The sequence below is a fragment of the Empedobacter sp. UBA7252 genome (assembly GCF_002472765.1).
Taxonomy (GTDB): domain Bacteria; phylum Bacteroidota; class Bacteroidia; order Flavobacteriales; family Weeksellaceae; genus Empedobacter; species Empedobacter falsenii_B.
The window spans coordinates 1-8,238 of the sequence record NZ_DKSQ01000025.1 but is presented as its reverse complement, the minus strand read 5'-3'; the positions used below and the strand labels follow the sequence as shown (position 1 = coordinate 8,238).

The 8,238-nt window shown below is 31.4% G+C and carries 7 protein-coding genes; all 7 read left to right on the top strand.

Translation table 11 applies throughout. The annotated features are described in order from the left end of the window. Positions 1-509: DUF4846 domain-containing protein (locus tag B2X73_RS04100; RefSeq protein WP_291095802.1), on the top strand; the 509-nt coding region annotated here is incomplete at its 5' end. Between the two features lie 85 nt (positions 510-594). Next, positions 595-1,755 carry a cysteine desulfurase family protein gene (locus B2X73_RS04095; protein WP_291095800.1) on the top strand — a complete coding sequence of 387 codons (1,161 nt, stop codon included), beginning with the start codon at positions 595-597 and terminating at the stop codon, positions 1,753-1,755. After that, a complete protein-coding gene (locus B2X73_RS04090; RefSeq protein WP_286496127.1) occupies positions 1,755-2,279 on the top strand; it encodes a CvpA family protein in 525 nt (174 codons plus the stop codon). The genes B2X73_RS04095 and B2X73_RS04090 overlap by 1 nt, the downstream gene beginning before the upstream one ends. A 198-nt stretch (positions 2,280-2,477) precedes the next feature. Beyond that, on the top strand, positions 2,478-3,854 hold the full coding sequence (gene rmuC / locus B2X73_RS04085) for a DNA recombination protein RmuC (protein WP_280050156.1): 1,377 nt from the start codon (positions 2,478-2,480) through the stop codon (positions 3,852-3,854). A 31-nt stretch (positions 3,855-3,885) separates the two neighbouring features. Continuing rightward, entirely contained in the window at positions 3,886-4,824 is a 939-nt protein-coding gene (locus B2X73_RS04080; RefSeq protein WP_221854594.1) for a hypothetical protein, read from the top strand. 76 nt (positions 4,825-4,900) lie between these two features. Next, positions 4,901-5,881 carry a hypothetical protein gene (locus B2X73_RS04075; RefSeq protein WP_291095797.1) on the top strand — a complete coding sequence of 327 codons (981 nt, stop codon included), beginning with the start codon at positions 4,901-4,903 and terminating at the stop codon, positions 5,879-5,881. Between the two features lie 107 nt (positions 5,882-5,988). Next, positions 5,989-7,689: a lysine--tRNA ligase gene (lysS, locus tag B2X73_RS04070; protein WP_286496432.1), complete on the top strand. Its 1,701-nt coding sequence runs from the start codon at positions 5,989-5,991 to the stop codon at positions 7,687-7,689. Positions 7,690-8,238: the final 549 nt, after the last annotated feature.

Below are 8,238 nucleotides of genomic sequence, written 5' to 3'. Positions count from 1 at the left end.
ATTTAGAACAACCCAAAAAAAATGTACAGTTTAATGCAAATGCGATGATGAGTTTGCGTTTAGAGTATTTCTTCCGTTCGAAAAAATACAATGAAATAGATAAATTGTCTAAAATTTCTACAAAGCCAATTCCTTACACTGACTATGTAAAAGGAGATTATTCTCATACGAAATACATGCAATATTTGATCTATTATTTAGAAAATACAAATTCAAATACAATTGCTGAATTATTAAAACCAATCTCTATCAAAGAGATTCAAATTGGCGATGTATTTTTTCAAAAGGGAAATATAAAAAGTCATGCTGTAATGGTAATTGATTTAGCGAAAGATAAAAATGGGAATAATATATTCATTTTGGCTCAAAGTTATTATCCAAGTCAAGACATTCATATTCTTTCTAATCCAAGCAACGATTTAATCTCACCATGGTATATTGCAAAAGAAGGCATACTTCTTACACCTGAGTGGAGATTTTTGTCTTCGGACTTGATGCGTTTTAAATAACATTTTACTTTTTCAATCCTTACATTTTACTTAAATTTGTTGTTCAAAACCTCAAAGTAAACAACAATACAGTAAATAATCGATAATGCAAAGAGTATATTTAGACAATGCAGCAACCACAGCAATTCGTCCAGAAGTAGTTGACGAAATGGCAAATGTGATGAAAAATGTTTTCGGAAATCCATCTTCTACCCACGTTTTTGGTAGAGAAGCCAAGGCACTTATAGAAATGGCTCGAAAGAACATTGCGCAGCGTTTAAATATTTCTCCTGCCGAAATTTATTTTACTTCTTGTGGGACAGAATCTAACAATACGATTATACGTTCTTGTGTAAATGATTTAGATGTTACACGTATCATTACTTCGGATATGGAACACAAATGCGTACAAGAAAGTATCAAAGATTTAGAATATCGTGGAAAAGTTGAAGTAATCCGCATCAATATTCAAAAAAATGGAGACATTGATTATGCTCAATTAGAGGAATTAGTTAAAGATCAATCTAAAAAAACATTGGTTTCTTTGATGCATGCTAATAACGAAATTGGAAATTTAACAGATATTAAACGTATTTCGCAATTGTGTCAAGAAAATAATACATTGTTCCACACAGATACGGTGCAAACAGTTGGTCATTACGATTTAGATTTCCAAGATTTGGGAATGGATTTCGCTTCTTGCTCAGCACACAAAATTCATGGACCAAAAGGTGCTGGATTTTTATATGCAAAAAAAGCTTCGCATTTAAAAGCCTTGATTGCTGGAGGAGGACAAGAAAGAGGAATGCGTTCTGGTACCGAAAACGTATACGGAATTGTTGGACTTTCAAAAGCTTTTGATTTAGCAATTGATGAGTTAGAAGCTCATGTTAATCACATCAAAGAAATTAAACAATATACAATCGATCAATTAAAAGCAGCTATTCCAGGCGTTTCTTTCAATGGATTATCAGATGATTTAGACAAAAGTTTGTATGCATTATTAAGCATCAAATTACCATTTCATGATGCCTTAATCGGATTCGAATTAGAATTAGCTGGTATCGCTGTTTCACAAGGAAGTGCTTGCAGTTCTGGTGCAGCAAAAGTTTCATTAGTTATGCAAACATTGTACACAGAAGAAGAAATTGATCAAATGACGCCTTTACGTGTATCTTTTTCATACAAAACAACTAAAGAAGATATTGATGTCTTAGTTGGAACATTGAAAAAAATCGCTGAAAAACATCAATTACAAAACGCTTAATGACTGATTTCAATCAACTTGATATTCTGATTTTAATTGCGTTAGCTTTTGGTTTTATCAACGGATTTTTCAAAGGTTTTATTTCTCAATTAATTGGGTTAGTCGGTTTTTTTGTAGCAATTTGGTTCAGTTTTAAATTTTATCAAATCATCGAAGTTTATGTCGATTCTTACAACATTGTTGCAGATAGCTTAACTTCTTTGGTTGCGTTAGTTATTACATTTGCAATTGCTTTTTTCACAATAAAATTAGCGTCAAGTTTAACACAAAAAACAGTAGAAGCAGTTGGTTTAGGAATCATTAATCGATTTGGTGGAGCGGCTTTAGGATTAATAATCTCTTTACTTTTAACATCAAGTATTTTGTATTATATCGATCCGATTTTAGAACTAGGATTTAAAGAAACAAAAGACGAAAGCCAGATTTTACCAATTTTGAACGAAAGTTCTCAAATCATCAAAAATTCTATCTTCGAAACAAAAGATAATTTAAGGACAGAATCCCAAGATTCTATTCATTTATGATCATACAAAGACAGCTTTTTCAAGCTGTCTTTTTTCTTAACATTAATTTTATAAAAGGCACAAAAATTATCTAAAGAGATCAAAACAATTAATTTAAGATGAAAAAACAATTCTTAGAAATCGTTTTTTTATGATTTTATTTTTAATAACGACATATTGTGTCGTATAAAATCGTTCCTTTGTTTAAATTTTAAGATTATGAACAGCGCAATCATACTTTCATCCATCCTTTTTTTTATCATTGGAGCCGTTATCAGTTTTTTATATTCAAAATCGAAAGCAAATTCAGCCATAATTGGAAATGAAATAAAATACCAAGAACTTCAGAAACAATATGATTCGCTAAAAAATGAATTTATCGAAATAAAAGATGATGCAAATTTCAATTTGGATCAATGGCAAAAAGAGCGCGAAAAAAATACAGAATTAACGGTTCGCCATCAAGAAGCAATGAAAGCTGTGGAGGATCAGAAATCGTTTATGCTCGAAACCAATGAACGATTAAAAGAGCAATTTGAAGCACTTTCAGCTCAAGTTTTGAAAAGTAATAACGAACAATTTCTTGATTTAGCGAAAACAACATTGGATAAACATTTTTCTAATTCTCAAAACGATTTAGAAAAACGTCAACAAGCAATTGATTCGTTAATCAAGCCATTAAATGAAAGCTTGAATAAATTTGACGGAAAAATATCCGAAATAGAAAAAGCTCGAGAAGGTGCTTATTCAGAAATTAAAGTTTTCTTAGATTCAATGCGTGGTACAACTGATAAATTGCAAAAAGAAACCAATACATTAGTTTCTGCTCTTAAAACTTCACACACAAGAGGAAAATACGGAGAAATTGGTTTGCGACGTGTGGTTGAATTTGCTGGAATGTCGTCTTTTTGTGATTTTGAAGAACAAACTTCTGTTCAATCAGAAAATGGTTTGCTTCGCCCAGATTTAATCGTTAATCTTCCTGGAAATCGAAAAGTAATTGTAGATTCTAAAGTTCCGTTAAACCAATATATGCTTGCGTTCGAAACGGAAGATGAAAATTTGAGAAAACATCATTTACAAATGCACGCGAAAGCTGTACGCGAACATTTAAAGAATTTGAGTTCTAAGGCTTATTGGAATCAATACACAGAAGCACCCGATTATGTGGTGATGTATCTGCAAATTGAAAGTTCTTTTGGTGCTGCGTTAGAATTGGAGCGAACTTTGATAGAAGATGCACTAAACAATAGAATAATTATTGCAACACCAACTACTTTGATTACAATGCTTCGCACAATTGCGTTTAGCTGGCAACAATTAAATGTTGCGGAAAATATATATCAAATGCGAGATGCTGGAATAGAGTTATACAATCGTGTGAATGTTTTAATACAACATTTAGCTACGGTTGGTCATAATCTAAACCAAGCAACCCAAAGTTACAATAAAGCTATAGGTTCACTAGAAAATCGATTTATTCCGCAGGTTAAAAAGCTGAAAGAAATCGGTGGAACTTTAATGGAAAAAGAAATTTCGGAAACTAAGCCAATTGATACAATGATTCGTTCAATAAATAACTTGGATATTCAATAATCATTCTATATTTGTACAACTTTTAGAGAGAATGAAAACAAGCCTATTTACCTTGATTTTACTATACTCTCCTGCCATTTTTGCGCAGGTGAATTTTGAAGAAAAATCTGTACAGGTAAAACCAAATTTAGAATTAAACAAAATATATAACTACTCATTTATAGATCGTAACTTTTCGATATCTGTAAATGACACGGTGTCTAAAGTCATCAACCAATCAAATAAATCGATGGAATTGGTTGACAAGAATGATTTTGCCAATAAGTATACATTTGTAAATGGTAAAAATCAATCTAATGATCCTGACGAATTTTACCGCGATTTTATCAATAATTCTGAAGGAATAGAATACGAATTCACAACAAATCCTTCTGGAGAATTTTTAGAATTATTAAATGTTCCTCAGATTGAAGAAAAACTGCTTAAAATAACAGATAAACTTGGCAAACAGCGCAAAAAATCTGATGATTATAAGGCAAATATTGCGTACATTGAGGAAATGGTCAAATCGAAAACATATGTTCCGTATGTTTTTGAGCAAGAAATTCACGTTTTCAATTATTTTAATGGACAATATTTTCGTTTAGGTGAAACATATGAAGGAAAATCTGTACAGGAAAATATTTTTGGATTTCCAATTTCTTCTACAACAAATACTTATCTAAAAGACATCAACAAAGAAAAAGGTACGTATACAATTGCTTCTGACCAAAATTTGAGCAAAGATGATTTTGAGAAATTATGGGAAGAAATGGCGTATTATATGTTGAATGACGCTAAACTGAATTTGTCGCAAGAACAGGTAAAAAAAGAAATCAAAAAATATTCAGAAACAGTTGAATTAAAAGTAAAATATGAAAATACATACGATTTGAATTCAATTTTAATCAAATCTGAATATTTATTTAGCTTAAATATTGGTTCTAAGAAAACAGTTAATCAATTAAGTATAAAACTTTTAAATGACTAAGTTTTATTTTTTAACGAATTTCAAACTTCATTTTAGATAATTTGCTCTATTTTTGAATTAGTTTGATTGCTTATAAATGAAAATTAACTTTACATATTATCTGTTTTTTCTATTTTTTTCGATAAAAATATTCGCTCAAGATCCTATTCAAGATACAATATCACCGGTTGTTGAAAATGATACTATTTTTAATGCACCTCAGGAAACGATTATTTTCCCGAAAACATATTGGAATATTGGAAACGAAAAACGATATAATGTAACAACAAGTGAAGTGAAATTGGAAGATGATACGATTTCGCATCAAGAACAATATACTTATAACGTTATTATTCAAGTTGAAAATATTTATCAAAACGAAACCATTGTAAAGTGGAATTTCAGAAATATACAATTCAATTCAAAATCATTTTTAAATAATCCTTTTTCGTTAGTTAATAATGTTTCGATTTCCTTTAAAATAGATCAAGACGGACGATTTTTAGGTTATACAGATTTAGATAAAACGATTAAACAATTGGTTTTATCTTCAGAAGATTTAGAGAATAAATATTTGGATAATCCTACTGCGATTGCGTTAATCAAAAAGAATCTTCAACAATATTCTACAGAAGAAAGTATTGTTAAATTATTTGACAAAGACATTCGTCAATTCCATCATTTTTATGGAAAAAGTAATTTTACTTTAGAAAGTGCGCCATTTGTTTATCAATCTTACATGGACAATTTATTTAGCACTTCTCCCACTCCAGCTACAACAGAATTGAAATTGAATGAGATTGGAGTTTCGCAAACCAATTACATTATGTCAAGTTTTCAGGAAGCCGATAAAGATTGGTTGGCCAATTCTTGGTATACTTATCTAAAAGAATTAGCAACAAAATTAGGTACAGAACAGCCTTCTGAAAATAGATTGAAAGACGACATAAAATATTATGTTAAAACGACTTCGCGTATCAAGGATAACGGTTGGATTTCATATAGTATCGAAACCAAAAAGGTAAAATTTCAAGATACAGATTATACATTAGAGCGCCGTTTTGAGTTAGTAGACTAAAACTCGCATCAATACTGATAATTCTTACATTATTAAATCATAAAAACTTCGTGAATCAAGATTATTTTTCATAATTTTGCATTCATTTTATATAAATTATATTCACTATGCAATTGTCTGAACAAGAAATTATTCGTAGAGAAAAACTACAACAATTAAGAGACTTAGGCGTTGAGCCTTACCCTGCCGAAGAATTCGTGATAACTTCTAATTCTAAAGAAATTAAGGAAAAGTACGAAGAAGGAAAGGTTGTCAAGCTTGCCGGACGATTGATGAGTGTTCGTGTAATGGGGAAAGCTTCTTTCGCTGAGTTACAAGATAGCGAAGGTCGTGTACAGGTTTATATCTCGAGAGATGATATTTCTTCGTCTGAAGAAGGAATTGAGTATAATACAATTTTCAAGAAATTGATGGATATCGGAGATTTTATTGGAATTGAAGGATATGAATTCAAAACTAAAGTAGGTGAAATTTCTGTTCACGTAACAAAATTAACTTTGTTATCAAAAACTTTACGTCCATTACCAATTGTAAAAACTGACGACGAAGGTCATGTATTTGACGCTTTTACAGATCCAGAATTGCGTTACCGTATGCGTTACGTAGACATGGTTGTAAATCCTCACGTGAAAGAAATTTTCTTAAAACGTACACGTTTATTCAACGCAATGCGTAATTTCTTCAACGATCGTGGATACATGGAAGTAGAAACTCCTGTTTTACAATCGATTCCTGGGGGTGCAGCAGCTCGTCCGTTTATTACACATCATAATGCATTAGATATTCCATTATATTTAAGAATCGCGAACGAATTATATTTAAAAAGATTAATCGTTGGTGGTTTTGATGGTGTTTACGAATTTTCTAAAAACTTCCGTAACGAAGGAATGGATCGTACGCATAATCCAGAATTTACAGCAATGGAAATTTATGTTGCTTACAAAGATTACAACTGGATGATGGATTTCACAGAGCAATTATTAGAACATTGTGCAATTGCTGTTAATGGAACTTCTGAAACAACTTTCGGAGAACATAAAATTGATTTCAAAGCACCTTACAAACGTGTAACAATGCGTCAATCAATTATTGATTTTACAGGATTTGATATCGATGGAAAATCTGAAGCAGAATTATTTGAAGCTGCTAAAGGAATGGGGATCGAGGTTGATGAGACTATGGGTAAAGGAAAATTAATCGATGAAATTTTTGGTGAAAAATGTGAAGGAAACTACATTCAACCAACTTTCATTACAGATTATCCAAAAGAAATGTCTCCATTGACTAAAAAGCACCGTGATAATCCAGAATTAACTGAGCGTTTCGAATTAATGGTTTGTGGAAAAGAAATTGCTAACGCATATTCTGAGTTAAATGACCCAATCGATCAACGTGAGCGTTTTGAAGCACAAATGGCTTTAGCTGATAGAGGTGACGACGAAGCAATGTTTATCGACCAAGATTTCTTACGTGCATTAGAATACGGAATGCCTCCAACATCAGGTTTAGGAATCGGAATGGATCGTTTGATTATGTTCTTAACAAATAATCCATCTATTCAAGAAGTTTTATTCTTCCCTCAAATGCGTCCAGAAAAAGCTGCACCAGCTTACGAATTGACAGAAGAAGAAACTCAAATTATTGAAATTTTAAAAGCTAACGAAAACATTGATTTGAATGAATTAAAATCTCAAGCTGCTTTAAGCGGTAAAAAATGGGACAAATCAATGAAAAATTTAGCAAAATATAACTTGACTAAAGTTACTGTTGAAGGAGATTCTAAGACAGTTTCATATTTAGGCGAGTAAATTATTACCCTTTCATCTATATTTTAAAAGCTCAACTTCGGTTGGGCTTTTTTTGTAATTATTTGGGCGTTCCCTCGCTCTTTGCCTTCCATTTATATTATTTATAAAATAACCAAAATAATACAAACACAGCTAATGCAAATCGCTCGGTTGGGCTATCCGTTCCAATCTTTTGTAAAAGAAGATTAGAAGTGATTACAGAAAATCCAACTCCTACAAAAGGATTTACACTACTATCCCTAACGCGGGTTTTAAGTTCTGAGTTTTGAGTAATAAGTTATAAGACATAAGATTTAAGACTGACAATAAAAATCTACAAAGGAGTGTTATCGAGTTATGAGTTGTAAGTTCTGAGTTAGTTGTAAAAAGGAAGCTTCCTTTTTATCAAGAAGAAGCTTCTTGTTGACTAATTAGAAGCCTCTTATTTACTGATTGGAAGCTTCTTGTTTTATAAAACATAGTCTGGAGATGCGTAAAGCTTAAAACGTTCAGTCTAAAGCGCGACGTATACCCACAAAAAAAGCCTCAAGTTGTTCACTTGAGGCTTTT

Excerpts from the sequence above, each read along its gene's own strand:
- lysS (WP_286496432.1), top strand. The coding sequence starts at position 5,989 with ATGCAATTGTCTGAACAAGAAATTATTCGTAGAGAAAAACTACAACAA.
- B2X73_RS04090 (WP_286496127.1), top strand. The coding sequence starts at position 1,755 with ATGACTGATTTCAATCAACTTGATATTCTGATTTTAATTGCGTTAGCT.
- B2X73_RS04095 (WP_291095800.1), top strand. The coding sequence starts at position 595 with ATGCAAAGAGTATATTTAGACAATGCAGCAACCACAGCAATTCGTCCA.
- B2X73_RS04080 (WP_221854594.1), top strand. The coding sequence starts at position 3,886 with ATGAAAACAAGCCTATTTACCTTGATTTTACTATACTCTCCTGCCATT.
- B2X73_RS04075 (WP_291095797.1), top strand. The coding sequence starts at position 4,901 with ATGAAAATTAACTTTACATATTATCTGTTTTTTCTATTTTTTTCGATA.
- rmuC (WP_280050156.1), top strand. The coding sequence starts at position 2,478 with ATGAACAGCGCAATCATACTTTCATCCATCCTTTTTTTTATCATTGGA.